The sequence below is a fragment of the Planomicrobium soli genome, assembly GCF_003014655.1.
Taxonomy (GTDB): Bacteria; Bacillota; Bacilli; order Bacillales_A; family Planococcaceae; genus Planococcus; species Planococcus soli_B.
The window spans coordinates 337,082-363,108 of the sequence record NZ_PYAT01000003.1 but is presented as its reverse complement, the minus strand read 5'-3'; the positions used below and the strand labels follow the sequence as shown (position 1 = coordinate 363,108).

The window sequence follows — 26,027 nt, the reverse complement described above, 5'->3', positions numbered from 1 at the left end:
CTGCGCAGCCAAACCATTGAAAGAAGCTTTGCGGATGCCAAAGAACTCCATGGCTTTCGCTACGCAAGACGCCGAGGGCGTCCGTCTGTCCAAGAACAGGCTTTCCTGACAGCCGCCACGCAAAACATCAAAAAAATGGCCCTCCTTCTGGCAAGGAGGGCGTAAAAATCGGAAATTTTCTTTTCTTTTGATAAACAAATAAGTTCTTATCTTATATCAAAGGGTTACTCAACACTCTGGAAAAAAGCGCCCGTGGGCGCTTTTTTATTTTTTCTAAAGGTGAGAAGAATTCTGAACGTGCATATTTTCGTCTGAACGTGCGTATTTTTTCCTGAACGTGCATATTTCCCCTTGAAAGCGCATATTTTCTTCTGAGCATTCGTATTTCTCTTTAAGCATGCATAACTGCCCTGGATCATCCATATCTGCCAATAAAACCGCGACAACCAAAACCTGCAAAAAACCCTCAGCTATTGACACCATTCTACCCTGTTCTATATAATTCAATATATATTCATAACCAACACCTTGATGGAGAAAGTATAAAATCACATTCGTTCAGAAATAGGTTCCCAGGCTGAAAGAACCTTCGCTATGTTATTTTAGAAAGCTACTCCTGAGTGCAGCTAATCCCTGCCGTTCAGCCGCGTTAAGGCATTTATGAGAGACACGGAACGGCTTGTTTATCCGTGTAATTAGGGTGGTACCGCGAATCTATAGCCTTCGTCCCTTGCGCAAGCAAGGGGTGGAGGCTATTTTTATTGCCGCTCCTTACCAAGATGCTTTTATTTTATAAAGGAGGAATAAATATGAAAACTACGAAGACAATGAAAGCTGCAGACATCAGAAAAATGTATTTGGATTTCTTCAAGGAAAAAGGGCACGACCAGGAACCGAGCGCGCCGCTCGTACCGTTTGAAGATCCGTCGTTGTTGTGGATCAACAGCGGGGTAGCGACGTTGAAAAAATACTTTGACGGGCGCATCATTCCGGACAATCCGCGCATCGTCAACGCGCAAAAATCGATCCGTACGAATGATATTGAGAATGTCGGAAAAACAGCTCGCCACCATACGTTTTTTGAAATGCTTGGAAACTTCTCGATCGGTGAATACTTCAAAAAAGAAGCGATTCACTGGGCTTGGGAATTCTTGACGGACGACAAATGGATCGGCTTCGACCCGGAGAAATTATCCGTAACCATCCATCCGGAAGATGAGGAAGCATACGCCATCTGGTTGAACGAAGTAGGCATTCCGGCTGAACGCATCATCCGCCTTGAAGGGAACTTCTGGGATATCGGTGAAGGGCCGAGCGGACCGAACTCGGAGATTTTCTACGACCGCGGCGAAAGCTACGGCAATGACTTGAACGATCCGGAACTGTACCCGGGTGGAGAAAATGACCGGTACTTGGAAATCTGGAACTTGGTGTTCTCCCAGTTTAACCACAATCCGGACCATACGTACACGCCGCTGCCAAAACAAAACATTGATACCGGAATGGGGCTTGAGCGCATCACATCGGTAGTTCAAGATGTTCCAACCAATTACGATACGGATTTATTCATGCCGATCATCGAAAAAACAGAAGCGATTTCCGGCAAGAAATACGGCAGCAACGCTGAAGCCGATATGGCATTCAAAGTTATCGCTGACCATGTTCGTACAGTGGCTTTCGCGATTGGTGACGGTGCGTTGCCATCGAACGAAGGACGAGGCTATGTGCTTCGCCGCTTGCTTCGCCGCGCTGTCCGCTTCGCGAAAAAGTTAGGAATTGAAAAGCCGTTCATGTACGAATTGGTTCCGGTTGTCGGAGAAATTATGGTCGACTTCTATCCGGAAGTAAAAGACAAGCAGGACTTCATTATTCGCGTCATGAAATTGGAAGAGGAACGTTTCCATGAAACGCTTCACGACGGTTTGGAAATTTTGTCTCAAGTTGCCGCTCAGCAAAAAGAAGCCGGCAAAACAGAAATACCGGGTGAAGATGCATTCCGTCTATATGACACATACGGCTTCCCGATCGAATTGACGGAAGAGTATGCAGAAGATGAAGGAATGAGCGTCGATTATGCCGGATTTGAAGCGGCAATGGAAGCTCAGCGCGAGCGCGCACGAAGTGCACGCCAAAATGTCAACTCTATGCAAAGCCAGTCGGAAGTGCTTGGCAACATTAAAGAGCCGAGCAAATTTGTCGGCTACACGAATACCGTAGCGGATGCGCAAGTGGCGGTCATCATCAAAGACGGTGAATTGGCTGACAGCGCACAAGAAGGCGAAGAAGTGCAGGTCATCTTGGATCAGACGCCATTCTATGCAGAAAGCGGCGGGCAAATTGCTGACCGCGGGACGCTGTCGAACGATCTGGTACAAGCGACAGTGCTGGATGTTAAAAAAGCGCCGAATGGCCAGAACTTGCATACAGTACGGGTAGAATCAGGTGAATTAACGAAAACGCCTGTCCATGCACAAGTCGATGCATCCCTGCGCCGCCATACGGTCAAAAACCATACAGCGACCCACCTTTTGCATCAGGCGTTAAAAGACATCCTAGGTTCTCATGTTAACCAGGCAGGTTCTTATGTAGGGCCAGACCGCCTGCGTTTTGACTTCTCGCATTTCGGCGGAGTAACGAAAGAAGAACTCGAGCAGATCGAGCAAATCGTCAATGAAAAAGTATGGAGCGGCATTCCGGTCCAAACAGGCTATCACAATTTGCAGGAAGCAAAAGATATGGGGGCAATGGCGCTATTCGGCGAGAAATACGGTGACATCGTCCGGGTTGTGGAGATCGGTGACTATTCATTGGAATTGTGTGGCGGAGTGCATGTAGCCAACACTTCTGAAATCGGCTTGTTCAAGATTGTTTCGGAAAGCGGCATTGGAGCAGGAATACGCCGCATAGAAGCTTTGACTGGCAAAGGTGCATACGAAAACTTAAAAGAAAGCGAAGGGACGCTAGAGACAGCTGCGGGCTTATTGAAATCATCTCCGAAAGATTTGATTCAAAAAGTGCAGTCGTTCCAACAGGAAATGAAAGGACTCCAGCGCGAGAACGAATCGCTTATGGCGAAGATTTCCAATGCCCAGTCCGGTGAAATACTGGAAAAAGCGCGCCAAGTGGACGGTATCACTGTATTATCTGCAAAAGTGGAAGCGAAAGACAACAACCAACTGCGCCAGATGATGGACGAGTTGAAACAGAAATTCGAAAAAGCGGTCCTCGTACTTGGTGCTACAGACGGCGAAAAAGTTATGCTTGTCGCGGGTGTGACAAAAGATTTAGTCGGCGGGAACTATCATGCGGGTCAAATCGTCAAACACGTAGCAGAGCAATGCGGAGGCAAAGGCGGCGGCCGTCCGGACATGGCGATGGCAGGAGCTAAGAACCCTGAAAAACTCGAAACAGCCCTAGAATCGGTCTACACTTTGCTTAAATAAGTTTTATAAATGCCGGTAATCGTATATAATAAAACCTAAGGCTGCGGGAACTTTTTCTCCTAGCTCAATCAGAAAGCGAGGTGCTTGTCGTGAGTTCATTTGACAAAACTATGAAGTTTAATTCGCCTGATGAATCAATGCAGCAGGAAGTGAAGCAAGTAATGCTTCAAGTCCATTCTTCATTAGAAGAAAAAGGGTATAATCCGATCAACCAAATTGTCGGATATTTGCTATCAGGGGATCCGGCTTATATTCCTCGCCATCAAGATGCGCGAAATAAGATTCGCAAACTCGAGCGGGATGAAATTCTCGAGGAGCTTGTGAAATTCTATATCAAAAAGAATAATGAGGAATAATCATGCGAACAATGGGGCTTGACGTCGGTTCGAAAACGATCGGAGTTGCGATCAGCGATGCGCTTGGGTGGACGGCCCAGGGCATCGAAACCGTCAAAATCAACGAAGCAATAGAAGAGTACGGATTGGAGCGGCTCGGTGAACTCATCAAGCAATATGAAGTCACTGAAGTGGTTGTCGGTTATCCGAAGAACATGAATAATACCATTGGTCCGCGCGCAGAAGCATCCGAAAAGTTTGCAGCTTTGCTGAAAGAAGCGTATGCTATACCGGTAGTCTTATGGGATGAACGGCTTACAACTTCTGCAGCAGAGAAGATGCTGATCTCAGCGGATGTCAGCCGGAAAAACCGCAAAAAAGTGATTGACAAGATGGCAGCAGTCATGATCTTGCAAGGCTATCTTGATTTTAAAAAATAATGAGGTGACGCAAATGGAACACGGACAAGAACACATTACAGTCGTTGATGAAAACGGCAACGAGCAACTATTTGAAGTATTGTTTACATTTGATTCAGAGGAGTTTGGGAAATCATACGTATTGTATTTCCCGGTAGGCGCTGAAGAAGACGATGAAGGCGAAATCGAAATTCATGCATCTTCCTTCACTGAAACCGAAGATTCAGATTCTGCTGTAGGCGGCGGAGAACTTCGACCTGTTGAAACTGATGAAGAATGGGACATGATCGAAGAAATGCTGAACACGTTCCTTGACGAAGAAGAAGAAAACGAAGAAGTTTGATCGAATGATCGGAAAAGGGACGGAATTGAAATTTAATTCCGTCTTTTTCTTTTGAGCGGATTTCTTGTATACTTGTAAGTGAAAAGTTAAGGGGGAGAACCCGTGGAGAATCAGTCAAAAAAAGAGATCATGTTGGAACGGATGAAAGAAAAGAAGCAAGAGGTGAGGATTGTCCGGCGTATCGTGTCTGTAATTGCACTTATCCTACTTCTTGTTATCGGTATTGCAGGCTTCCGTACGTACTATTTTGTTTCAGGGGCTTTAAAACCTGTGGATCCTGATGCGGATAATGTAGTCAATATTACAGTGCCGATCGGTTCCAATTTGGACAGCATTTCGAGATTGTTGGAAGAGAACGGCTTGGTTAAAGATGCACGTGTTTATAAATATTACGTTAAATTCAACAACCAGGCTGAGTTTCAGGCGGGCGACTATGGCCTGCAGCCGTCTATGACGCTCGATGAAATTACCGAAAGTTTGAAAACCGGAAAAGTTTACCGTGAACCATTATTCAATATCACGTTTCCTGAAGGCTTGACGATAGAGGAAATTGCGGAAAACGTCATAGCCAAGAAAACAAAATATACTGCAGATGAATTTATAGCGAAAATGAATGATAAAGCTTATATCGAAGAATTGATGGCTGAACATCCCGAGCTTTTGACAGAAGAAATACTGGGCGAAGACATCCGTTATCCGCTTGAAGGCTATTTGTACCCTGCAACTTATCCGTTCTACGAAAAAGATCCTTCGTTGACACTGATAATCGAACAGATGGTGGCTGCAACCGAATCAAACGTCATGCAATACAAAGCGGTTCTGGACGACATGAAAAAAACGCCGCATTGGTTTTTGACATTCGCTTCGCTGCTTGAGGAAGAAGCGACTGCCCAGTCTGACCGCCAGACGATCGCCAGCGTTTTCTATAACCGTTTGGAGGAAGACATGCCCCTGCAAACCGACCCGACCGTCATTTACGCAATGGGTGAGCATAAAAAGCGGCTGTTCAACAAAGACTATGAATTCGATCACCCATACAGCACCTACAAAAACAAAGGGCTGCCGCCTGGACCGATCGCTTCTGCTGGATCATCGTCCATGCAGGCTGTAATCGACCCGGCTAAAACCGAGTACTTTTATTTCTTGGCTGATTCTGAAGGCACCAACCACTTCGCTAAAACTTATGAAGAGCATCTGGCTAATCAAAGAAAATACATCGGCAATTGATTCATAAAGAGAAGGAAGCGGATACGCTTTCCTTCTTCTTTTTGAATTAAATCCATTTCTATGTTATGATGGGGTGTAATTTTTGTGGTAGCCTAAAGGAGCTTTTTGCATGACAAACGAGCATATAACAACAACATTGCAATTGGTCAAAGCATATGCGGAGCAGCACCATGTGCCTATCATGGAAGATCAAGGCATCGAGTTCCTGCTGCAATTGCTGCTGGAACAAAAGCCGAAATCGATGCTGGAAATCGGAGCTGCTATCGGTTTTTCTGCGATTAAGGTAGCCGAGGCATTGCCGGATTGCAAAATTGATACGATTGAACGGGATGATGAACGCTTTGACAAAGCAGTTGAATTTATCGGCGAAGCTGGCTTGGACCAGCAGATTCGGGTTTTTCATGCGGATGCGCTTGAATTTGAACTGAAAGAATTGAATCCTTCCTATGATGCAATTTTTATCGACGCTGCAAAAGGGCAGTACGACCGGTTTTTTGAAAAATATGGACCTTTATTAGCTGACGAAGGCATCTTGTATTGTGATAATATGAAAATGCACGGAATGGTCGAACAGGAAATTTCCGAAGTGCCGAGGCGTAAACGGACGATGATCCGGAATATCAAGCAGTTTAAAGAAAAAATGATGGACCATCCCGACTATGACACTAGATTGTTAACTGCCGGAGATGGCATTATGGTATGCAAAAAGAAAAAAGCGTAAAAATAAAGCAGTTGCAAGGAGCTTGGAAAATGTCTAATAATCGTCCTGTTGTAATCGGAATTGCAGGTGGCTCGGGTTCAGGTAAAACGAGTGTAACGAATTCCATCTATGAAGTGTTTAAAGAAAATTCAGTAGTGGTCATTGAACAAGATTATTACTATAAGGACCAAAGCCATTTGGCTTTTGAAGAACGTCTGAAGACCAACTATGACCATCCGCTGGCATTTGATACCGATTTGCTGATCGAGCATATCAACAAATTGCTTGAACGGAAATCAATCGAAAAGCCGGTTTATAATTATGCATTGCATACCCGTTCAGATGAAACCGTTCTGATCGAACCGAAAGACGTTATTATTCTTGAGGGCATTTTGGTTCTGGATGATACACGCCTCCGCGAGTTGATGGACATTAAGTTGTTTGTTGATACCGACGCTGATTTGCGCATCATCCGCCGTTTGCTTCGCGATATCAATGAGCGCGGCCGGACCATTGACTCGGTCATTGACCAATACTTAAAAGTAGTGCGCCCGATGCACAATCAGTTTATTGAGCCGACAAAACGATATGCAGATGTTATCATTCCCGAAGGCGGCCAAAACGAAGTTGCAATTGACTTAATGGTTACAAAAATTAAAACAATTCTTGAATAGAATGGGTTATTATAATATGATGATACGAGACTGACGGATATTTATACCTATCTAGGGTCAGCAGTTGAAGGAGTGGGGAAAATGGCAAACGAAAAACAATTTCCAATGACAGCTGCAGGAAAGCAGAAATTGGAAGATGAACTGGACTTCTTAAAAACTGTAAAACGTAAAGAAGTCGTTGAACGCATTAAAATCGCTCGCAGTTTCGGGGATCTTTCCGAGAACTCTGAGTATGATTCCGCAAAAGAAGACCAAGCATTTGTAGAAGGACGCATCGCTCAATTAGAGTCGATGATCCGCAATGCCGTAATCATAACAGAAGATGAAACCAATAAAGATATCGTTCGTTTAGGCACGACGGTAACATTTGTAGAAGTTCCAAGCGGTGACGAGGAATCCTACACAATTGTCGGCTCGGCTGAAGCAGATCCTCTTGAGGGACGTATTTCTAATGATTCGCCAATCGCAAAAAGCATGATTGGCCGCACTATTGGCGAAAACGTCAAGGTGCTGACACCGGGCGGAGAAATGGAAATTAAAATCGTTTCAATCTCCTGACTGGATGGCCATTCTTTTGAGAATGGCCATTTTTGTTAAATAACAGTGAAAATGAAACATTCCAGGTGTCAAAACGTCAAATTTGTTACATAGTATTATGGTAAGATAATTTGAAGAGGAGGCATTTGAATGTCAAACAAAGAACCACACCGCTACCCCTCTCGTGTGAAAAAAAAGAAAAACCGTTCTAATACGATTCTGAATGGAATGATCGGCTTAGTTTTTATGTTGATTCTTATAACAGGCGCTTTTATCTTCCTTGGCAACGACAAGGAAAAAACAAAAGAGCCGGAAACAGTACAAATTTCGACTGAAACTGAAGAACAAACGAGTGAAGCGGATAATAACACAGAAGGAACAAATGGTGCAGAAAAAACAAACGGTACAGATGAAGCAGATAATGCATCGGAGAACTCCGGAAGTGAAGAAAATACAGATGTAGCCGATGAAAAAGAAATGGATGAAGAAAACGCAACAGAAGAAAAAGAACAAAAAGAAGGTACAGTAATTGGTGGAACCATCACCCACAAAGCATCTAATGATCCGATTGTGGAAGAAACGGTCATCAACACCAGCTGGGAGCCTGTCAAGACTTCTCAAAAAGGCGAACACGTTTCAGTTTATGAGAAAAATTCGGTAGACTGGAAAGAAAAAGTAAATGCAATTTCTTATGCTACTGGTTTAAAAGAAGACAATATGTATATTATGAGGCTCCAAAATGGCGGAAGTCCCCAAAAATCGATTGGTGTGGTCCAATCTAAAGATCAAAAGGAAAAATACCGTGTACATCTGGAGTGGGTGGACGGCAAAGGCTGGAAGCCAGTCAAAATGGACATTTTAAAAACGCTGGAAGGCGCCTATTAACCACGGGCGTCTTTTTTTACTGAATATCGCATAAAGAAAGGAAGATGAAGTATGAAAATTGGTGTAATTGGTGCAATGGAAGAAGAAGTGGAATTGATGAGAGAAAGTCTTAATGGAGTCAAGACTGAGCTTATCGCAAATTGTGAATTTACAGCAGGTACATATAAAGGGCAAGAAGTGGTGTTATTGAAGAGTGGCATCGGCAAAGTAAATGCGGCATTATCGACTACGCTCCTTCTGCATCACTTCAAGCCGGATGTTGTCATTAATACCGGTTCTGCCGGCGGCTTTGACTCCAATTTGGAAGTAGGCGCCATTGTTATTTCAGATGAAGTGCGCCATCACGATGTAGATGTGACAATCTTTGGGTATGAAATGGGACAGGTTCCGCAAATGCCGGCGGCTTTTCTTTCTGATCAGTCATTGATCGACTTGGCAGTGGACGCTGTAGAAGAATTAGGAGAACATCCGTATGCAGTAGGATTGATTGCAACAAGCGATTCGTTTATGAACGATCCCGAACGTGTAGCAAAAGTGCGGGAAGCATTTCCTGCGATGAAAGCATCTGAAATGGAAGCGGCAGCGGTGGCACAAGTATGCCATCAGTTTAATGTGCCGTTTGTCGTGATACGGGCTTTGTCTGATATTGCCGGAAAAGAATCCAACGTTTCGTTTGAAGAATTCTTGCCGGTTGCAGCTAAACATTCAACTCAAATTGTTCACAATGTTATTGAACGCCTTTCAAAAAAAGCTTGAATTTTTAAAGTCCAGAGCACGAGGGTGGCGCGGGGATGAAAAAAAGCTGCAGGCGCATTATTCGCCTGCAGCTTTTTATACTTTTTTCAATGTAAAAGTGCTTACCATCAATAACGAACAGATGATGAAAAGGAACATATAGAAAACAGGCGGAAAAACAGCTAGCCCAAAAAATGACAAGGTAACGACAGTTCCAGCAGCGGTAATAGGCAATCCAGTAAAATACCCATTGGACTCGGAAATATTGAAACGGGCCAGACGGAATGCTCCACTTGCTATGTAGAAGACGGTAAAGACCATGCCGGTAATGCCGAAATCTGTTAAGACCAGTTCGTAAATCAGGATGGCTGGCGCCACACCGAAAGAAATGATATCGCTCATCGAATCCAACTGCTTGCCAAGCTCTGATTCCTGGTTGAACTTTCTTGCGACAATTCCGTCAAAACGATCTAGAAAAGCTGCGACAAAAATGAATAACACACTAAAGCTATAAGCCCCATTTAACGCTGCCATAACAGAGGCGCCGCCAAAGCCCATATTGCCTATCGTCAGGATATTGGCAGATTGGGACCTAATTTTCTTGAATGTGTGATCCATGCGCTCTATAAATAACAATGGAAAACACCCCTTTTTTGTCAACTTATTCTGTTCATTATACTGTGTAAGCCGAAAAAATGGTAGACTAATTTAAGCAATGGAGGTGTCTGTGTGAAGAAAAAGTTTTATCAAAGAACAATTGAGCTGACAAACGGGCCAATAACATCCAAAATGATTCGCCAATTCGCACGGTCCAATAAGAGCCGGTGGATGATTCCCAATTACATTAAGACATACAAAATAGCGGTTGACGACGTTGAAAACACCTTATCTTCTTTTCCATCTCTCCACGATTTTTTCATCCGCAAGCTTAAAGAAGAAAGTCGGCCAGTAGCGGATGCGCCGATTGTGTCACCGGTCGATGGGAAGATTGAAGTCGCGGGAGACTTGCATGAAGGCATTCGATTCCTCGTGAAAAACCAATATTATTCGCTTTCAGATTTATTGAGTGACCATAAATTGTCCGAGACTTATATGAACGGAAAGTACATCGTGCTTTATTTGTCTCCTGCTGATTATCACCGGATCCATAGCCCAGCCAGCGGAAAAGTGAAAAAACAATATGTTCTCGGCAAGAAATCCTATCCGGTAAACCAGGCAGGTTTAAAGTATGGCAAAGCGCCGCTTAGCGGCAATTACCGGTTGATCTCCGAACTGGAAACACAATTTGGCCGCATGCTTGTCGTGAAAGTCGGGGCAATGTTCATCAACTCTATCGAATTGACCAATCGAAAAAAGGATTGGAAAAAAGGCGAGGAAGTCGGCTATTTTAGCTTTGGCTCGACGGTTGTCTTATTCTTTGAGGAAAATACCATTGCATTCGATGAAAAAGTAAAGAACGGCCATGCCATCAAGGTGGGAGAAGCACTGGGAAATATGGTATAATCTATTGAATCAAGATCGAAAAAACGGGAGTGGTTTGCAATGATTAAAAATTTTATACCAAGCCAATTCGTTAAAAAAGTGTCGGATATTACGCCGGAATCGCTGCTGGAAAAAAATATCAGAGGCATTATTACCGATTTGGACAACACGCTTGTGGAATGGGACCGGCCTGAAGCCACTCCACTATTGATCGAGTGGCTCAAGTCCATGAAGAATGCGGGTATTCAAGTTGTCATTGTTTCGAATAACAATGAGATGCGGGTCAAGTCGTTTGCCGATCCGCTAGGAATTCCTTTTATCCATCAAGCACGGAAGCCGATGGGCCGTGCTTTTCGAAGAGCACTGAAAATCATGGAAGTAAAAAGAGAGAACGTTGTGGTCATTGGCGACCAGATGCTGACCGATATTTTTGGCGGCAACTTGAATAAGCTGCATACGATTCTAGTTGTGCCGGTTGCTCAAAGCGACGGCTTTTTTACACGCATCAACCGGGTTGTGGAACGTAGAATTATGAAGCGGTTAAAAGAAAAAGGGCAGTTAATGTGGGAGGAAGAAAATTGAACGAAATACCAACTTGTATCGGATGCGGCGCGCAAATCCAGACGGATCGGCCGGGAGAGCTAGGCTATGCACCGCAATCCTCATTAGATAAAGAAGAAATTATTTGCCAGCGTTGTTTCAGGCTTAAAAACTACAACGAATTGCAGCCGGTATCCCTTAGCGATGACGATTTCCTGCGGATTTTAAATGGTCTCGGCGAACGCAAAGGGCTTATTGTTAAGATCGTGGACATCTTTGATTTCAATGGCAGCTGGCTTCCGGGTCTGCACCGTTTTGTCGGCAACAACGACATCTTATTGATTGCCAACAAGGCGGATCTTTTGCCGAAATCCGTTAAGCAGCATAAGTTGATCAACTGGATGAAGCAGGAAGCGAAAAAGTTGGGTCTGAAACCGATTGACGTACTGACAGTCAGTGCCCATAAAGGAACAGGCGTTACAGAAGCTATGGAAGCAATCGACAAATACCGTAAAGGCAAAGACGTATATGTTGTCGGCTGTACGAATGTCGGAAAATCGACGTTTATTAACCGCGTTATTAAACAAGCCACTGGCCAGTCGGATATTATTACAACATCGCATTTTCCAGGCACCACTCTTGATATGATTGAAATTCCATTGGATGATAAGCGTTCTCTTTATGATACTCCAGGGATTATCAACCATCATCAATTGGCACACCATCTGCATACGTCCGATTTAAAGATGATTATGCCGAAAAAAGAAATTAAACCGCGGGTGTTTCAGTTGAACCCGGAACAGACTTTGTATATCGGCGGCCTTGCGCGTTTTGATTTTGTCCAAGGAGATCGGTCATCATTTACTGTTCATATTGCGAACGACTTGCCGATTCATCGCACTAAATTGGAAAATGCAGATGCACTTTATGAACAGCACTTCGGTGATATGCTTGCTCCGCCTTCTGCTGAATTCAAAGAGGATTACCCTGAACTTGTGCGCCATGAATTCCGGGTGAAAGACAGCAAAACCGACGTCGTCTTTTCAGGGCTTGGCTGGATTACAGTCCAGCATCCCAATGTCGTTGTGGCTGCCTATGCACCTAAGGGCGTCGAAGTGCTATTAAGACCGTCACTTATCTAGGAGGGGTCAGATGAAGAAGTGGTACGCGGTGATCGGCGAGCCGATTGCGCATTCCTTATCGCCATATATGCACGAAACATGGTTCAAAGAACATGGAATTGATGCGGCGTATATACCGGTCCAGGTCAAACCGGCAGATCTTGAAAAGGCATTTTTTGCCTTAAAGACGCTTGGAGTCAGTGGATTCAATATTACGTTGCCGCATAAAGAGTCGATATTGCCGCTGCTTGACCATATCGATGAGACCGCTTCTGCCATGAATGCTGTAAATACAGTGGTTTTTGATGGCGAAAACTATGTCGGATTCAACACAGATGGCGACGGATTCGTGCAATCGCTGTTTGCAGCTCCTGTCAAGTTGAGTGCTAGAGTACTGGTGATTGGAGCAGGCGGAGCTGCGCGGGGCATTTCGTACGCGCTGAAGCGCAGCGGATTTTCCGACATTGTTATTGCCAATCGGACTATCGCCCGTGCAGAAGAATTGGCCCGTGATATCGGAGGTTCTGCTATGACATTGGCCGATGCCGAAAAAAGTCTAGGCGATTTTGGGATAATAATTCAAACGACTTCCGTCGGTCTGTCGACAGATCAGGCTTTGCCAATCTCTTTGGAGAACGTGAAATCCGGAACTATTGCGGCTGACATAATATATAATCCGCTTGAAACGCCTTTTTTGATAAAAGCAAAAGAACAGGGTTGCCATACGGTCAACGGAGTTGGCATGTTTGTCGGCCAAGGCGCCATCGCTTTTGAAAAATGGACAGGCATAAAGCCGGATATGGAAAAAATGAAAGAATTGATTACGAACAAATTAGGAGGACAATATGTTAACAAGTAAACAAAAAAGCTTTTTGCGAAGCGAAGCGCATCACATCGATCCGATTTTCCAAGTAGGAAAAGGAGGAGTCAGCGGAACAATGCTGCGGCAGATTGAGGAAGCGCTGGAAAAACGGGAATTGATCAAAATCAGTATTTTGCAGAATAATGAAGACGACAAAAACGAAGTGGCGAAAGCTTTGGCAGAAGGCACTTACGCAGAATTGGTCCAGCTCATCGGACATACGGTCATTCTTTACAAGCCGTCCGTCAACCATAAACGAATCGAGTTGCCAAGAACTAAATGAGGAAAGTCGGGATTCTGGGCGGAACATTCAATCCACCTCATCTCGGCCACCTGATTATGGCCAATGAAGCACTTCATGCTTTAAATCTCGATGAAGTTCGATTCATGCCAAACTTCATAGCTCCGCACAAAGATGTCAGCGGAGCAAATGCGGAGCAGCGGCTCCAAATGACGCGCTTGGCAATATCCGGCACTGATTGTTTTCAAGTTGAAGATTTTGAAATCAAAAATGGCGGGGTGTCTTATACATTCGACACTATGGCGAAGATGATTGAAAAAGAACCGGAAACTGAGTTTTATTTCATTATAGGCGGAGATATGGTGGACGGATTAAGGTCGTGGCATCGCATTGATGAACTGATCAGCATAATCCGCTTTATCGGCATCAAACGGCCAGGTTACGAAAGCAGCCCGGATCTTCCGGTAACAATGATCGATTCTCCGGAGATTCATTTATCTTCTTCAATGCTAAGAGAGCGCCTATCCAAAAATCAAACAGTATCGTTTTTGGTGCCTAAAAAAGTGGAAGCCTATATTCGAAAGGAGCAATTGTATGGATCAAAGCGCAATGCTTCAGAAAGTGAAGAAACGACTTCCCGAAAAACGCTTTAACCATGTAGTAGGGGTAGTGGATACGGCAACTGAACTGGCGCAAAGATTCGATGTTCCGGAGCCGAAAGCGCAAGTGGCGGCCATTTTGCACGATGTTGCTAAATTTTCGGACCGGGACTGGATGAAGTCCATCATCATCGAGCAAAATATGGATCCGTTACTGCTCGACTATCATGCCGAATTATGGCATGCCCCCGTAGGTGCTTATATAGCAGAAAAAGAATTTGGAGTGGAAGATGAAGACATTTTAAACGCGATACGCTATCATACAACCGGACGAGCGGAAATGTCGGATTTGGAAAAAGTGATTTATATTGCCGATTTAGTGGAACCCGGCCGTAAATTTTCAGGTGTTGAAGAATTGCGTCAATTAAAAGAACAGGGATTAGATGTTATGATGGAAGCAAGCATCAAACATACCATCGACTTTCTAACATCAAAAAATCAGCCGGTTTATCCGGACTCACTGAAGTGCTATGAGCACTTCGTGCAACAGAAAGGGAACGTGAAAGAATGACTAAAGAAACATTATTGCAAACCGCGTACAATGCAGCAGAAGACAAAAAAGCCGAGGATATCGTCGTTTTGAATATGGCAGGAATTTCTCTTTTAGCGGATTATTTCATTATCTGCAGCGGGAATTCGGACCGCCAAGTACAAGCTATTGCAAAAGAATTGATCGACAAGTCGAATGAAGCCGGCAACCCGGTTAAAAGCGTCGAAGGATTTGATGCTGCGCGCTGGATCCTTATTGACCTAGGTGATGTTGTTGCGCATGTCTTCCATAAAGACGAACGTTCTTATTACAACTTAGAGCGTCTTTGGAGAGAAGCGCCAACAATGGAAATATGAAATACGGAAAGTTTGCATCGGTCTATGATGGGCTGATGGAAGACATTCCATACGAAAAGTGGGTCGAATGGGTCGCTTCGCATCTGCAATCCGGATCCATTTTGGATTTGGCTTGCGGTACGGGCACCCTTTCGCAGCTTTTCAGTGAAGTTGGTTTCGAAGTAACCGCAAGTGACTTATCGGAAGAAATGTTAACAATGGCCAATCAGCGCTTCCAGGAAGCGGGTCTTCAAATACCAACCCTCCAGTTGTCGATGGACCGCTTGGAAGGGCTCTCCGGTTTTGACGCTGTGGCAATTGCGATAGATTCGCTTAATTATTTGGAAACAGAAGAACAAGTCCGTCGGACGTTCAGTGAAGTTTACAATGCGCTGAACGAAGGCGGCCATTTTTTCTTTGACGTCCATTCAATTTTTAAAGTGGATTCGGTTTACGCGGAAAGCCCATTTGTCTTGGATGATGAAGATATTGCGTATATCTGGCATACAGCAGCGGGAGATTATCCACATAGCATCATTCACGACATTACATTTTTTGTCCGGCAAAATAATCATTTTGAACGTTTTGAAGAAACTCATGAACAACGGACTTATCCGATTTCCGTCTATAAAGAGTGGCTCGAAAGCGCCGGCTTCCAAGTAGAATCGGTGACAGCCGATTGGACCCGAGAAGAACCGCATGCGGAAAGTCAGCGAATTTTCTTCCACGCCGTAAAATAAACCTTTTCAACAAGAAGGCAATTTGTATATAATTGGGATAGCTTCCTCTCTAATTGCCTTCTGAAGAAAAGGGGAATTTCCATTGAATTTTTCTCAGCTTCGCACGAAGGCCGGCTGGCTGCTGGTTCCATTAGCCGCCATAGCATTGATTGCCATCTATTTTCTTTATCCTCACGAAAATCCGGAAGCCGTTCCGGACGCATCATTTGATTTGATTGAAGCTGAACCCCCTCAGCAGACAGAACCCCCAAAACAACTTGAAGAAATTCCTGAACAGTTAATGGTCGATGTAAAAGGCCAAGTCGCCTCTCCAGGCGTATTTAAGCTTCCTATTGGTTCGCGTATGCAAGACGCTATCCAAGCAGCAGGCGGTTTTTTGCCTACCGCAGATGACCGAGCCATCAATATGGCAATGAAAGTCCAAGACGAAATGAGCGTGTATGTTCCGGAAGTCGGCGAAGAAGCGGCTCTTTCCGGCAATAGTCCAACTCTTGCAGGAGAAACTCTCGTCAATTTGAATACTGCTACCGAAGAAGAATTGATGACGCTTCCAGGCATCGGTCCGTCAAAAGCGGCTGCCATCATTACGCATCGGACTGACAAAGGCAGTTTTCTGAAAGTGGAGGACTTGAAGGAGGTCAGCGGCATCGGCGATAAAACGTTTGAAAAGCTTGCAGAGTTGATCAAAGTCAACTAGTTTTCGCCTGTCCGGTAAGCGAACGAACAGGTAAGATGCCGGTTGACGAAAATTCTGCCTCTGCTACACTTATTTTATAAAGACCATCAGGAGGCAATTAGATGAAGCGAATAACTTGGGACCAATTTTTCATGGCACAAAGCCATTTATTAGCGTTAAGAAGCACTTGTACACGCCTTTCCGTCGGAGCGACGATTGTACGGGACCGCCGCATCATGGCCGGCGGATATAATGGATCAATTTCAGGAGGCGACCATTGCATCGACAAAGGCTGCTACGTAGTAGACGGGCATTGTGTCCGAACGATCCATGCAGAAATGAACGCCTTGTTGCAATGCGCTAAATATGGCATTAGTGTAGGGGGAGCCGATATGTATGTAAGCCATTTTCCTTGTCTGCCTTGCACGAAATCCATTATCCAGGCAGGAATTTCCCGGTTGTATTATGCGGCTGATTACAAAAATCATGCTTACGCGATTGAATTGCTGGAGCAGGCAGGCGTTGAAGTGGTCCAGGTACCGTTCGATGAGCGGAAAATCGACTTCTTAAGTGTCGAAAAAACAGCGCTGTATATGGAGTTGCTTGAAAAACTGCGCGAAAAAGGCGGCAGCGATGAAGAATTGGCCTATTATAACGAGCGGGTGAAACAATTATTCGGAGAAGTCGGCGTATAACAAATCAATTATTCCTTTATACTGCAGTGGCGGCAGTTATCGCTACGCATGCAGCGCATGAAACACCGAAATTTCTCGTGTTCATGGCGCTGCTTTTTTGTTGGATGCTGTGGAAAAAAGAACCTTTCATTTATTTTTCCGCAGTTCTGTTATTTGCCTTAGTTGTTTACGGTTTCCAGGATTGGCGGACAAAAGATCCTTTTGACTATTCGGGAACATTTTCCGGCAACATGAAATTCCACAGTGATTATACGGTAGACGGCGACGGACTGCGCGGTTTTGCGGAAATTGAGAATGGACCGGTCGTCTACGCCACTTACCGGATAAAGACAGCTGAAGAAAAAGAGGCGCTGGAAACTTTGCTGTATAAGTCCGTGTTGCGCGTGCAAGGTTTGTTTGAAGCCCCTCCGCCGCCATCGCATCAATTCGCTTTCAATATGGAAAGCTATGTGAAAAGGAATGGAGCTTCTAAAATATTGGCGCTTGAATCTATTGATGGCGCTAAAGAAGAACATAACATCTTCAGCAAACTGGACAGCCAGCGCGAGGCAATCAAGCGCCATATCAGAAAAACTTTTCCGGAAAGCCTCGTAGCGGAAGCGGAAGCTTTGCTGATCGGCGAACGGGAAAAAATGTCACTGGAAGAACAGCGGACTTATCAAATTCTGGGGATCACCCATTTATTTGCGATATCCGGTCTGCATGTCGGAATCGTGGCCGGCTTTCTATACATGCTGCTTCTCCGCATTCGATTGAGAAAAGAATCTGTCATGCTGTTTCTGCTTTTCGCGCTTCCCATGTATGCGGTGGTTGCCGGCGGAGCCCCTTCGGTCTGGCGTTCAGTCGGAATGGTATCTGCAATTCTGCTTTGCCGGCTGCTGGGACTGAAGATGCCGGTCGCTAATGTTTTATTGATCAGCTTTATTTGTTTTCTTTTATGGGATCCCTACAGCTTATATATGATCGGCTTTCAGTTGTCCTACGGAGCGACATTTGCCATCATTTATTCGTTTTCATTCCTCGCTCAGCAAACTTCACTGCTGAAAACAGGGTTTTTGATCACCTGTATTTCACAACTGACCTTATATCCGCTTTTGCTTTTTCATTTTTATGAGCTGTCTTTGTCTGCATTTTTAGTCAATAGCGTGTTTGTTCCGCTGTATACGTTAGGTATTCTGCCGGCTAATTTCTTATTGTTTGGAGCGACGCTTGTGTTTCAGCCATTGGCGGACGGAGCGTTTGCCGTTTACGAACCGTTGAGGGGCTTTATCGGCAGTGGAATGGATTGGCTCGCCGCATTGCCTTATCAAATGTGGACCCCTGGAAAGCCGAGTGCGGGCGTGGCTGTGCTGCTGATGGTTAGCGTTTTCGTCTTTTACAGTATGGCTGAGAGAGGCTTCAAATGGAGGCAATTGTTGATCGTATTGGTACCGGCTATGGGCTTAAGTTTTGCGCCATACATGGATTCGGGGTTAAGAGTGACTTTTCTGGATGTTGGACAAGGGGACAGTGCACTGGTTGAATTGCCGCACCGTAAAGCCGTTTACCTGATTGATAGCGGTGGTTTGCTGCGTTTTGAGCAAAAAGCGTTTCAAGAGCGCAGCCGGCCATATGAAGTTGGAAGACAAGTGGTTGCACCTTATTTGAAAGGCCGCGGCATTTCGAGAATCGACGCTTTTGTTTTGTCCCATGCGGATGCAGACCATGCAGAAGGGGCGGAGGAAATATTTCAGCTATTCCGCATTGATGAACTTCATTTATCTCCCGGTTCCGAGAGCACCGCCCTAATAAAAGCGCTGCTTCCGTTTGCAAAAGAATCGGAAGTCCGTTTTCCGGGAAGAGGTTCATCTTGGCAGGAAGGCAACGTGAGGTTCACCTATATAGCCCCTGCTGATGCAGTATACGAAGGCAATAACGATTCTCTTGTACTGCTTATGGAAAGCGGGAAATTTCGCGTATTGTTTACAGGGGATTTAGAAGCGAGCGGAGAAAAAGAATTAGTGGAAAAGTACGGTGCGGCGCTGAACAATATAACTGTATTGAAAGTTGGACATCACGGCAGCAAAACTTCAAGCAGTGAACTGTTCCTGTCCACCGTGATGCCTGTGCTGTCGGTTTTCTCTTCCGGCCGCGACAACCGCTATGGCCATCCGAGTACCGAAGTGGTGGAGCGGTTTGAAAACTTACAGCTTCGCACTTTGAATACAGCAGAAAGCGGGACAGTCGAACTGACCGCAAAGAAAGGCAAAATTGAGTTGAAGACGATGAGGTAAATAAAAAAAGGTTCCGGCATTTGCCGGAACCTTTTTCATTACGCTATAAAGTCTACCACTACTGCGATAATGAAGATTAACGAAAAGAAAACAAATGATACAACAAAGCCCATTCCGGCATCTATTGCGTCGTTGCGTTTCGATTGGACATTCTGTTCAAATTCATTCATTTGTACCCCTCCTAATTCCTTCTTATTATAAGCGAAGAAGAATGAAAAATCTAGATTCAAGACGAGTATATCACAGGAATTTCCGCTCTGTCACAAATATGTCAAATACCAATTCCCGCAAAAATCAGCTATAGTAGTAAAGGGGGGTGCGCAAGTTATGATCACATCAATCTGGAAAGCTATCCGCAGCGGACAAATAGACCCTGTATATTTGGCAGTCGGAACAGAAAGTTATTTTATCGAAAAAACAGTGGATTTATTAAAAAATAAATTAACGGACGGTGAGCTGGAATTATCCATCTTCGATTTGGATGAAGTGCCGGTCGACCGTATTATTGAAGAAGCGGATACGATTCCGTTTTTCAGTGAACGGAAACTCATAATTGCCAAAAACGCGTCTTTCCTGAAAGCGGCAGAGCGCGGAAAAGAAAAAATTGACCATGATTTAAAAATGCTGGAAGCCTGGCTGGAAAATCCGCCATTTAGCTGTGTAACGATTTTTATCGCTCCCTATGAAAAACTGGACGAACGAAAAAAAGTAACAAAGCTGATGAAACAAAGATCGGTGTTGGTGGAAGCGAAAGCGCTGCAGGCCCAAGACCTGGAAGTGTGGATCGACAACGAAGCCAGAAATTTTGGCAAGCGCATCAAAAAAGACGCTGCGCAAAAGCTGGTTGAAATGGCTGGCACGAATTTAACGCTCTTGTCATCGGAAGTAGAAAAAATGTCGTTGTATCTCGGAGCAGGGGAAGAGGAAATTTCTGTCGCCTTGGTTGAACAGATGACTGCAAGAACCCTTGAACAAGACGCATTTAAAATGCTGCAGTCTTATCTCGATGGCGATATTAGCGGAGCATTGGCCGTTTACTATGATCTGCTGCGGCAAAAAGAAGAGCCCGTGGCGCTTACGGCGCTGTTGGCATCCCAGATCCGATTCATGGTCCATGTGTTTTATTTGCAGAAAAAAGGCTATCACGCTCAACAGATTTCCAAGCAGCTGAAAGCCCATCCGTACCGGGTCAAGCTATTAGTGGAGAAACGCCAGCAAATCCCGGAAAAGCGGCTCTTAGAAGTGCTTAACGATTTAGCAGATATCGATTTGCAGTTGAAAACGGTGAGCGGAAACCGGGAACGCATTCTGGAGTTCTTTTTGATGAAACGCAATGCACGAAAAAATGCCGGTCCCATTTAAGGGACCGGCATTTCGAGTTTTACGCTTGTTTTTTCATCAAGCGAGATTTTTTACGAGCTGCAGTGTTTTTGTGGATAAGCCCTTTAGAAGCCGCTTTTTCCACTTGCTTGATTGCCGCTTTTAGCGTATCGTTTGCATTTTCTTCGTTGTTAAGAACAGCTGCGTCAGCCTTTCTTACAGAAGAACGCATTGTTGATCTCACATGAGCATTTTGAGCGTTTTTTGTTTCATTCGTGCGTACACGTTTGATAGCAGATTTAATGTTTGGCATGTATTTCACCTCCTAGACAAATAGGAACAGAGACGAAGACGCCTCGTACTCTTTTATGTCTCTATACAACAAGAGTTATTTTATCAAATCACAGGACAGAATGCAATAGTTACGTGCAAAGAAGTTTTCCTTGACAGTAAAATGATTCTGACAGCCTTTCGTTGCTCAATATCCGTTACACTGCTATAATTCATAGTAGTTTGTATAGGAGTGAAGAGAATGAATCATGAGGAACGATTAGCACGGCAAAGCAAGATCCGCAACTTTTCCATTATTGCACACATTGACCACGGAAAATCGACGCTTGCTGACCGGATATTAGAGAAAACGGAAGCTTTGACTTCCCGTGAAATGAAAGCCCAGTCCCTGGATTCCATGGATTTGGAGCGCGAACGTGGCATTACGATCAAATTGAATGCCGTTCAATTGAATTATAAAGCAAAAGACGGAGAAACCTATATTATGCACTTGATCGATACTCCAGGACATGTCGACTTCACTTACGAAGTTTCAAGAAGCCTGGCAGCGTGTGAAGGCGCTGTTCTAGTAGTCGATGCTGCACAAGGGATCGAAGCCCAAACATTGGCAAACGTCTACTTGGCGCTTGACAATGAGTTGGAAATCTTGCCAGTCATCAATAAAATTGATTTACCGGCCGCTGATCCGGAACGGGTCCGCGGAGAAATCGAAGAAGTGATTGGGCTGGATGCTTCGGAAGCGGTCCTTGCTTCTGCTAAAGCGGGCATTGGTATTGAAGAAATTTTGGAACAGATTGTCGAAAAAGTTCCGGCTCCGACCGGTGACCCGAGCGCGCCTTTAAAAGCGTTGATCTTTGACTCTTTATACGATCCTTACCGCGGCGTTGTTGCATATATTCGGATTGTAGAAGGAACTGTAAAGCCTGGAGACCGCATTCGCATGATGGCCTCAGGCAAAGAATTCGAAGTGATTGAAGCGGGCGTCTTTACGCCGCATACGTCATTGCGGAAAGAATTGACGGTGGGAGATGTTGGGTTCTTGACAGCTGCCATCAAAAACGTTGGAGATTCGACTGTCGGTGATACGATTACTTTAGCGAACAACCCGGCACAAGAAGCATTGCCTGGTTATCGCCGTTTAAACCCGATGGTGTATTGCGGACTGTATCCGATCGATACATCAAAATACAATGACCTTCGGGATGCACTCGAAAAATTGGAGCTTAATGATGCTGCGCTTCAATTTGAACCTGAATCGTCCCAGGCACTTGGCTTCGGCTATCGCTGTGGATTCCTCGGATTGCTTCATATGGAAATTATTCAGGAACGCATTGAACGTGAATTCAACATCGATTTGATCACGACTGCACCTAGCGTAATTTATGATGTCCATATGACTGACGGGGAAACAATCAAAGTCGACAACCCCGCAATGATGCCGGACGCTCAAAAAATAGATAAAGTGGAAGAACCATATGTAAAAGCGACAGTCATGGTGCCGAACGATTATGTTGGAGCAGTCATGGAAATTTGCCAGAAAAAACGTGGCAACTTCATGACAATGGATTATATTGATGCGACGCGCGTCAGTATCGTCTATGAACTGCCCCTTGCTGAAATCGTCTACGACTTTTTTGACCAGTTGAAATCAGGGACAAAAGGCTATGCTTCATTTGACTATGAACTGATTGGCTATAAGGAATCCAAACTTGTGAAGATGGACATTCTTTTGAACGGCGAACAAGTGGATGCGTTGAGCTTTATTGTTCACCGCGATTTCTCATATGAACGCGGAAAAGTCATTGTCGACAAATTGAAGACATTGATTCCACGCCAGCAATTTGAAGTGCCGATCCAAGCCGCTATCGGCCAAAAGATCGTCGCACGCCAAACGATCAGCGCGATGCGCAAAAACGTTTTGGCAAAATGTTATGGCGGCGACATTTCCCGTAAACGGAAGCTTTTGGACAAGCAAAAAGAAGGTAAAAAACGCATGAAGCAAGTCGGTTCTGTTGAAGTGCCGCAAGAAGCATTCATGGCCATCCTGAAAATGGACGACCAATCAAAATAAACAAAAAAAGGAGGCCCGATTCTGCGCCTCCTTTTCCTATTAGAAAGAAGGAAAAACAAGCATGGTAAAAGGATTGTACATCCATATTCCATTCTGCCACCAGATTTGCCATTACTGTGATTTCAATAAAGTCTTTTTCAAAGACCAGCCTGTTGATGCCTATATCGATTCTCTCGGCAAAGAACTGGCGCTTTGGAAACAAGAAGGCGCGCTTGACCAGCCGCTTGAGACTGTTTTTCTTGGCGGAGGCACACCAACTTCTTTGACGCCGCAACAACTTGAAACGTTGCTCGGTTACATTCATCGCTATGTTCCGATGGCAGACAACTTGGAATGGACCTCTGAAGCCAATCCCGATGAATTGACGAAAGAAAAAATGCAAGTGCTGTTCGACGGCGGCGTCAACCGGCTTAGCATGGGTGTCCAATCGTTCGATGAAGATCTTCTGAAACGTTTAGGCCGCACGCACAGCAACGGCGACGTTGCAAGAGCCGTTGAATCAGCCAGGCAGGTCGGCTTCACCAATTTGAGTTTTGACTTGATGTACGGATTGCCCGGCCAGTCGATGGAACAGTGGAACGATACGCTGGAGAAGGCGTTTGCTTTCGATCTTCCGCATTTTTCCGCCTACTCGTTGATCATTGAACCGAAAACTGTATTTTATAACTTGATGACAAAAGGAAAGCTGAATACTGTCACTGAAGACCTTGAAGCAGATATGTACGACAAGCTCATGGACGAAATGGACATACGCGGGTTGAAGCAATATGAGATTTCAAATTTTGCGCGCCCCAATTTTGAATCCCGACACAATCTTCTGTATTGGGACAATGCTGAATATATTGGCGTTGGAGCAGGTGCCCATGGCTATGTTAATGGCATTCGGTACTCTAATGCTGGACCGTTAAAAAAATACATGGCTCCGCTCGAAGAAGGCAAACGGCCGTTGCTCAATACCCACGAAGTGCCGGTAAATGAGCAAATGGAAGAAGAGATGTTCTTGGGTCTCCGCAAAACTGCAGGAGTTTCATTGAGCGGATTCCAGAAAAAATTCCAACGGCCGATTGAGGAGATTTACGACGCCATTGTCAAAAAAGAAATCGACAAAAAAAATTTGGTCATTGAACAAGACTTTATCAAATTAACGAGAAAAGGGCGTTTTGTCGGCAATGAAGTATTCGAGCAATTTTTGCTTGGGTAGAAAAGCGCAATCGTTGACAACAACATTGGAATTTGGTAATTTTAGTTTAGTATTAGCACTCGGGTAACTAGAGTGCTAACAGAGGTGATGATCATGTTAACAGAACGGCAGTTACTCATTTTAAAGGTGACAGTAGATGATTATATTCAATCAGCTCAGCCGGTCGGATCAAACCAACTATCCAAAAAATCCGAAATTCCATTTAGTCCCGCGACCATACGGAATGAGATGGCTGATCTGGAAGGATTAGGTTTTCTTGAAAAGACGCATACGTCTTCCGGACGGGTTCCTTCCCAAAAAGGATATCGTTATTATGTGGACCATTTGCTGACGCCAAAACCGCTTCCGCAGCAAGATATTGTGCAGCTTCGATCAATTTTTGAAGACAAAATCACGGAAACCGAGGAAGTAATCAAACGGTCTGCCATGATTTTGTCCGAGTTGACCAACTACACAGCTATTTTGCTTGGACCGGATGTGGGTAAGCACATCGTCAAAAAGTTGTCTATTGTTCCTCTGACGGCCGATACGGCAGTTGCGATCATCGTAACTGACAATGGCCATGTCGAAAATCGTGTATTTACGATACCTGAGGGCATCAACTCTTCCGACATCGAGAAAATGATCAATATCTTAAATGAGCGCCTCGTCGGGGTGCCATTGAATGATTTGCATCTCCGCTTGGAACAAGAGACAATGACCATATTGCGGCAACATGTGAAACGGTATGGCGAATTGTTCACAACACTGCGGAAAGCGGCAGTTTTGCCTCATGAGGAAAATGTCTATTTCGGCGGCAAGCTGAATATTTTAAAACAGCCGGATTTCCACGATATCCAAAAAATCCGGAATTTGATGGATGTTATGGAAGGGGTACAGCATATTCCGCTGATCCTGCCTGTCGGAACGCAAGGGCTCCACATTCGCATTGGATCGGAAAATGCCTTGTCCGCAATGGAAGACTGTAGCGTTATTACGGTTTCTTACGATATCGGAGAAGAGCAGACAGGTTCAATCGCCATTGTAGGTCCAAAGCGCATGGACTATAAGCGGATCGTTTCTATGCTTGATATATTGAGCGGCGATCTGTCGAAAGAGCTGACCCGTATGTTCCGGGCTAAGTGAACAAAAGGAGGAACAGGATTTGTCTAAAGAAAATGAACCGTTGAAAACGGAAGAAGCAGTAACCAACGCTGAAGTGGAAACAGAAGCAGCTGTTACGGACGTTGATACGGAAATTACAGAAGAACAACCAGCAGAAGAGACGAAAGATGAAGCTGCAGCGCTTCGAAAAGAGCTTGAAGCGGAACAAAACAAGTATCTTCGCTTGTTGGCCGACTATGATAATTTTAAACGTCGGGTAGTTAAAGACAGGCAAGATGCTGAAAAATTCCGCGCTCAGTCGATCCTTTCGGATTTATTGCCAGTGTTGGATAATTTCGAGCGCGCGCTTTCAGTAGAAGTGAAAAGCGACGAAGCGATTTCTCTGCAAAAAGGGCTTGAAATGGTCCGCAGTACGCTTCTTGAAGCGGTTAAACGCGAAGGGCTAGAAGAAATCAAAGCTGTCGGCGAAGCGTTCGATCCGCATGTTCACCAGGCAGTGATGCAAGAAAAAGATGAAAGTGCGGAATCGGGCACCGTGCTCCAAGAACTGCAAAAAGGCTATAGCCTTAAAGGCAGAGTTTTGCGCCCGGCAATGGTAAAAGTTAACGAATAATAGGCAATGGAGGAA

31 protein-coding genes and 1 other annotated feature are annotated in these 26,027 nt (G+C 44.8%); of the genes, 28 read left to right on the top strand and 3 right to left on the bottom strand.

The features are described from left to right. The 11 genes from B0H99_RS06085 to mtnN all read left to right on the top strand — a co-directional run. Positions 1-165: transposase (locus B0H99_RS06085; RefSeq protein ID WP_181313583.1), on the top strand; the 165-nt coding region annotated here is incomplete at its 5' end. A 354-nt stretch (positions 166-519) separates the two neighbouring features. After that, positions 520-734, top strand: a binding site (T-box leader). A gap of 93 nt (positions 735-827) precedes the next feature. Then, complete coding sequence (gene alaS / locus B0H99_RS06075) at positions 828-3,443, top strand: alanine--tRNA ligase (RefSeq protein ID WP_106532767.1); 2,616 nt, start codon at positions 828-830, stop codon at positions 3,441-3,443. An 89-nt stretch (positions 3,444-3,532) separates the two neighbouring features. Beyond that, the gene (locus tag B0H99_RS06070) at positions 3,533-3,799 is read left to right on the top strand and encodes an IreB family regulatory phosphoprotein (RefSeq protein WP_106532745.1); all 267 of its coding nucleotides are present in this window, start codon (positions 3,533-3,535) and stop codon (positions 3,797-3,799) included. A gap of 2 nt (positions 3,800-3,801) precedes the next feature. Next, complete coding sequence (gene ruvX, locus B0H99_RS06065) at positions 3,802-4,218, top strand: Holliday junction resolvase RuvX (protein ID WP_106532744.1); 417 nt, start codon at positions 3,802-3,804, stop codon at positions 4,216-4,218. A 13-nt stretch (positions 4,219-4,231) separates the two neighbouring features. After that, positions 4,232-4,540 (top strand): DUF1292 domain-containing protein, encoded by a 309-nt coding sequence (locus B0H99_RS06060; RefSeq protein WP_106532743.1) that lies wholly within the window; start codon positions 4,232-4,234, stop codon positions 4,538-4,540. Between the two features lie 102 nt (positions 4,541-4,642). Continuing rightward, the gene (gene mltG / locus B0H99_RS06055) at positions 4,643-5,767 is read left to right on the top strand and encodes an endolytic transglycosylase MltG (RefSeq protein ID WP_106532742.1); all 1,125 of its coding nucleotides are present in this window, start codon (positions 4,643-4,645) and stop codon (positions 5,765-5,767) included. A gap of 109 nt (positions 5,768-5,876) precedes the next feature. Next, on the top strand, positions 5,877-6,488 hold the full coding sequence (locus B0H99_RS06050; protein ID WP_106532741.1) for an O-methyltransferase: 612 nt from the start codon (positions 5,877-5,879) through the stop codon (positions 6,486-6,488). 29 nt (positions 6,489-6,517) lie between these two features. Then, on the top strand, positions 6,518-7,141 hold the full coding sequence (gene udk, locus B0H99_RS06045; protein ID WP_106532766.1) for a uridine kinase: 624 nt from the start codon (positions 6,518-6,520) through the stop codon (positions 7,139-7,141). Positions 7,142-7,222: 81 nt separating this feature from the next. After that, positions 7,223-7,699, top strand: coding sequence for a transcription elongation factor GreA (gene greA, locus B0H99_RS06040; protein WP_106532740.1), 477 nt, complete (start codon positions 7,223-7,225; stop codon positions 7,697-7,699). Between the two features lie 129 nt (positions 7,700-7,828). Then, on the top strand, positions 7,829-8,563 hold the full coding sequence (locus tag B0H99_RS06035) for a DUF1510 family protein (RefSeq protein ID WP_106532739.1): 735 nt from the start codon (positions 7,829-7,831) through the stop codon (positions 8,561-8,563). Between the two features lie 51 nt (positions 8,564-8,614). Then, positions 8,615-9,319: a 5'-methylthioadenosine/S-adenosylhomocysteine nucleosidase gene (gene mtnN / locus B0H99_RS06030; RefSeq protein WP_106532738.1), complete on the top strand. Its 705-nt coding sequence runs from the start codon at positions 8,615-8,617 to the stop codon at positions 9,317-9,319. 75 nt (positions 9,320-9,394) lie between these two features. On the opposite strand, the gene pssA is transcribed toward mtnN, so the two are convergent. Then, positions 9,395-9,934, bottom strand: a complete 540-nt coding sequence (pssA, locus tag B0H99_RS06025) for a CDP-diacylglycerol--serine O-phosphatidyltransferase (protein ID WP_106532737.1) — start codon at positions 9,932-9,934, stop codon at positions 9,395-9,397. A 93-nt stretch (positions 9,935-10,027) separates the two neighbouring features. Here pssA and B0H99_RS06020 point away from each other — a divergent pair, with 93 nt between their 5' ends. The 12 genes from B0H99_RS06020 to B0H99_RS05965 all read left to right on the top strand — a co-directional run bounded on the left by B0H99_RS06020 (position 10,028) and on the right by B0H99_RS05965 (position 19,412). Further along, positions 10,028-10,801 (top strand): phosphatidylserine decarboxylase, encoded by a 774-nt coding sequence (locus B0H99_RS06020; RefSeq protein ID WP_106532736.1) that lies wholly within the window; start codon positions 10,028-10,030, stop codon positions 10,799-10,801. Positions 10,802-10,840: 39 nt separating this feature from the next. After that, positions 10,841-11,362, top strand: a complete 522-nt coding sequence (locus B0H99_RS06015; protein ID WP_106532735.1) for a YqeG family HAD IIIA-type phosphatase — start codon at positions 10,841-10,843, stop codon at positions 11,360-11,362. Continuing rightward, complete coding sequence (gene yqeH, locus B0H99_RS06010) at positions 11,359-12,462, top strand: ribosome biogenesis GTPase YqeH (protein ID WP_106532734.1); 1,104 nt, start codon at positions 11,359-11,361, stop codon at positions 12,460-12,462. Before B0H99_RS06015 ends, yqeH begins: the two co-directional genes overlap by 4 nt. 10 nt (positions 12,463-12,472) lie before the next feature. Beyond that, positions 12,473-13,300 (top strand): shikimate dehydrogenase, encoded by an 828-nt coding sequence (aroE, locus tag B0H99_RS06005; RefSeq protein WP_106532733.1) that lies wholly within the window; start codon positions 12,473-12,475, stop codon positions 13,298-13,300. After that, positions 13,287-13,586 carry a ribosome assembly RNA-binding protein YhbY gene (yhbY, locus tag B0H99_RS06000; RefSeq protein WP_106532732.1) on the top strand — a complete coding sequence of 100 codons (300 nt, stop codon included), beginning with the start codon at positions 13,287-13,289 and terminating at the stop codon, positions 13,584-13,586. Before aroE ends, yhbY begins: the two co-directional genes overlap by 14 nt. Beyond that, the gene (locus B0H99_RS05995; RefSeq protein ID WP_106532731.1) at positions 13,583-14,197 is read left to right on the top strand and encodes a nicotinate-nucleotide adenylyltransferase; all 615 of its coding nucleotides are present in this window, start codon (positions 13,583-13,585) and stop codon (positions 14,195-14,197) included. The genes yhbY and B0H99_RS05995 overlap by 4 nt, the downstream gene beginning before the upstream one ends. Beyond that, positions 14,139-14,714, top strand: coding sequence for a bis(5'-nucleosyl)-tetraphosphatase (symmetrical) YqeK (gene yqeK, locus B0H99_RS05990; RefSeq protein ID WP_106532730.1), 576 nt, complete (start codon positions 14,139-14,141; stop codon positions 14,712-14,714). Before B0H99_RS05995 ends, yqeK begins: the two co-directional genes overlap by 59 nt. Continuing rightward, the gene (rsfS, locus tag B0H99_RS05985) at positions 14,711-15,049 is read left to right on the top strand and encodes a ribosome silencing factor (RefSeq protein WP_106532729.1); all 339 of its coding nucleotides are present in this window, start codon (positions 14,711-14,713) and stop codon (positions 15,047-15,049) included. Before yqeK ends, rsfS begins: the two co-directional genes overlap by 4 nt. After that, positions 15,046-15,768 (top strand): class I SAM-dependent DNA methyltransferase, encoded by a 723-nt coding sequence (locus B0H99_RS05980; protein WP_106532728.1) that lies wholly within the window; start codon positions 15,046-15,048, stop codon positions 15,766-15,768. The genes rsfS and B0H99_RS05980 overlap by 4 nt, the downstream gene beginning before the upstream one ends. Before the next feature lie 82 nt (positions 15,769-15,850). Continuing rightward, complete coding sequence (locus B0H99_RS05975) at positions 15,851-16,465, top strand: helix-hairpin-helix domain-containing protein (protein ID WP_245894413.1); 615 nt, start codon at positions 15,851-15,853, stop codon at positions 16,463-16,465. Positions 16,466-16,566: 101 nt separating this feature from the next. Continuing rightward, positions 16,567-17,139, top strand: coding sequence for a ComE operon protein 2 (locus tag B0H99_RS05970; RefSeq protein WP_106532727.1), 573 nt, complete (start codon positions 16,567-16,569; stop codon positions 17,137-17,139). A gap of 104 nt (positions 17,140-17,243) precedes the next feature. Further along, positions 17,244-19,412, top strand: coding sequence for a DNA internalization-related competence protein ComEC/Rec2 (locus B0H99_RS05965; RefSeq protein ID WP_245894411.1), 2,169 nt, complete (start codon positions 17,244-17,246; stop codon positions 19,410-19,412). Between the two features lie 38 nt (positions 19,413-19,450). On the opposite strand, the gene B0H99_RS05960 is transcribed toward B0H99_RS05965, so the two are convergent. Next, positions 19,451-19,582, bottom strand: a complete 132-nt coding sequence (locus B0H99_RS05960) for a YqzM family protein (RefSeq protein ID WP_106532726.1) — start codon at positions 19,580-19,582, stop codon at positions 19,451-19,453. Between the two features lie 157 nt (positions 19,583-19,739). On the opposite strand from B0H99_RS05960, the gene holA reads away from it, so the two are divergent. Beyond that, positions 19,740-20,774: a DNA polymerase III subunit delta gene (gene holA, locus B0H99_RS05955; RefSeq protein WP_106532725.1), complete on the top strand. Its 1,035-nt coding sequence runs from the start codon at positions 19,740-19,742 to the stop codon at positions 20,772-20,774. Positions 20,775-20,793: 19 nt separating this feature from the next. Here the strand turns inward: holA and rpsT are convergent, their stop codons facing one another. Then, the gene (gene rpsT / locus B0H99_RS05950) at positions 20,794-21,045 is read right to left on the bottom strand and encodes a 30S ribosomal protein S20 (protein WP_106532724.1); all 252 of its coding nucleotides are present in this window, start codon (positions 21,043-21,045) and stop codon (positions 20,794-20,796) included. 219 nt (positions 21,046-21,264) lie between these two features. On the opposite strand from rpsT, the gene lepA reads away from it, so the two are divergent. The 4 genes from lepA to grpE all read left to right on the top strand — a co-directional run bounded on the left by lepA (position 21,265) and on the right by grpE (position 26,012). After that, a complete protein-coding gene (gene lepA / locus B0H99_RS05945; RefSeq protein ID WP_106532723.1) occupies positions 21,265-23,094 on the top strand; it encodes a translation elongation factor 4 in 1,830 nt (609 codons plus the stop codon). A gap of 61 nt (positions 23,095-23,155) precedes the next feature. Next, entirely contained in the window at positions 23,156-24,295 is a 1,140-nt protein-coding gene (gene hemW / locus B0H99_RS05940; RefSeq protein ID WP_106532722.1) for a radical SAM family heme chaperone HemW, read from the top strand. Between the two features lie 93 nt (positions 24,296-24,388). Next, a complete protein-coding gene (hrcA, locus tag B0H99_RS05935) occupies positions 24,389-25,420 on the top strand; it encodes a heat-inducible transcriptional repressor HrcA (RefSeq protein WP_106532721.1) in 1,032 nt (343 codons plus the stop codon). 19 nt (positions 25,421-25,439) lie between these two features. Further along, a complete protein-coding gene (gene grpE / locus B0H99_RS05930; protein ID WP_106532720.1) occupies positions 25,440-26,012 on the top strand; it encodes a nucleotide exchange factor GrpE in 573 nt (190 codons plus the stop codon). The last annotated feature ends 15 nt before the right edge of the window (positions 26,013-26,027 follow it).

Bases quoted from the DNA above. Each gene is read 5' to 3' on its own strand.
- ruvX (WP_106532744.1), top strand. From the start codon at position 3,802: ATGCGAACAATGGGGCTTGACGTCGGTTCGAAAACGATCGGAGTTGCG.
- mtnN (WP_106532738.1), top strand. From the start codon at position 8,615: ATGAAAATTGGTGTAATTGGTGCAATGGAAGAAGAAGTGGAATTGATG.
- B0H99_RS05960 (WP_106532726.1), bottom strand. From the start codon at position 19,582: ATGAATGAATTTGAACAGAATGTCCAATCGAAACGCAACGACGCAATA.
- udk (WP_106532766.1), top strand. From the start codon at position 6,518: ATGTCTAATAATCGTCCTGTTGTAATCGGAATTGCAGGTGGCTCGGGT.
- hrcA (WP_106532721.1), top strand. From the start codon at position 24,389: ATGTTAACAGAACGGCAGTTACTCATTTTAAAGGTGACAGTAGATGAT.
- hemW (WP_106532722.1), top strand. From the start codon at position 23,156: ATGGTAAAAGGATTGTACATCCATATTCCATTCTGCCACCAGATTTGC.
- rpsT (WP_106532724.1), bottom strand. From the start codon at position 21,045: ATGCCAAACATTAAATCTGCTATCAAACGTGTACGCACGAATGAAACA.
- greA (WP_106532740.1), top strand. From the start codon at position 7,223: ATGGCAAACGAAAAACAATTTCCAATGACAGCTGCAGGAAAGCAGAAA.
- B0H99_RS05970 (WP_106532727.1), top strand. From the start codon at position 16,567: ATGAAGCGAATAACTTGGGACCAATTTTTCATGGCACAAAGCCATTTA.
- B0H99_RS05995 (WP_106532731.1), top strand. From the start codon at position 13,583: ATGAGGAAAGTCGGGATTCTGGGCGGAACATTCAATCCACCTCATCTC.
- B0H99_RS06035 (WP_106532739.1), top strand. From the start codon at position 7,829: ATGTCAAACAAAGAACCACACCGCTACCCCTCTCGTGTGAAAAAAAAG.
- yhbY (WP_106532732.1), top strand. From the start codon at position 13,287: ATGTTAACAAGTAAACAAAAAAGCTTTTTGCGAAGCGAAGCGCATCAC.
- lepA (WP_106532723.1), top strand. From the start codon at position 21,265: ATGAATCATGAGGAACGATTAGCACGGCAAAGCAAGATCCGCAACTTT.
- B0H99_RS06015 (WP_106532735.1), top strand. From the start codon at position 10,841: ATGATTAAAAATTTTATACCAAGCCAATTCGTTAAAAAAGTGTCGGAT.
- yqeK (WP_106532730.1), top strand. From the start codon at position 14,139: ATGGATCAAAGCGCAATGCTTCAGAAAGTGAAGAAACGACTTCCCGAA.
- B0H99_RS05965 (WP_245894411.1), top strand. From the start codon at position 17,244: ATGCTGTGGAAAAAAGAACCTTTCATTTATTTTTCCGCAGTTCTGTTA.
- alaS (WP_106532767.1), top strand. From the start codon at position 828: ATGAAAGCTGCAGACATCAGAAAAATGTATTTGGATTTCTTCAAGGAA.
- B0H99_RS05980 (WP_106532728.1), top strand. From the start codon at position 15,046: ATGAAATACGGAAAGTTTGCATCGGTCTATGATGGGCTGATGGAAGAC.
- aroE (WP_106532733.1), top strand. From the start codon at position 12,473: ATGAAGAAGTGGTACGCGGTGATCGGCGAGCCGATTGCGCATTCCTTA.
- holA (WP_106532725.1), top strand. From the start codon at position 19,740: ATGATCACATCAATCTGGAAAGCTATCCGCAGCGGACAAATAGACCCT.
- B0H99_RS06050 (WP_106532741.1), top strand. From the start codon at position 5,877: ATGACAAACGAGCATATAACAACAACATTGCAATTGGTCAAAGCATAT.
- B0H99_RS06060 (WP_106532743.1), top strand. From the start codon at position 4,232: ATGGAACACGGACAAGAACACATTACAGTCGTTGATGAAAACGGCAAC.
- rsfS (WP_106532729.1), top strand. From the start codon at position 14,711: ATGACTAAAGAAACATTATTGCAAACCGCGTACAATGCAGCAGAAGAC.